We start from the raw sequence: 339 nt of genomic DNA on the forward strand, positions 1-339 counted from the left end.
TATCTTTACTATCATAAATACCACCTGCAACAAAAATCGGTATTTCTTTTTGATATTTTTCAATAAAAGGTTGAATCGTTTCTTTTACTTCTTTAAAAATATCAGCCAATTTAGCTGTTGTTTTATTCAAAACATCTTCTTTATGAAAACCTAAATGACCACCTGCTTCACTACCTTCAATAACAATAAAGTCAGGTATCACCTTAAACTTACGATCCCATGTTTTACAAATCAATTTAGCTGCTTTTCCACTTGAAACAATTGGTGCTAACTTAATTTTAGTATCTTTTACTAATCCTGGTAAATTCAACGGTAATCCAGCCCCTGAAATAATTGCAT

1 protein-coding gene is annotated in these 339 nt (G+C 30.4%); it reads right to left on the bottom strand.

Going from position 1 to position 339, the window contains the following annotated elements; genetic code table 11:
- Positions 1 to 339: nitronate monooxygenase (locus KHA85_RS20730; protein ID WP_213186753.1), on the bottom strand; the 339-nt coding region annotated here is incomplete at both ends.

The sequence above is a fragment of the Dietzia massiliensis genome (genome assembly GCF_018390595.1).
Classification (GTDB): domain Bacteria; phylum Actinomycetota; class Actinomycetes; order Mycobacteriales; family Mycobacteriaceae; genus Dietzia; species Dietzia massiliensis.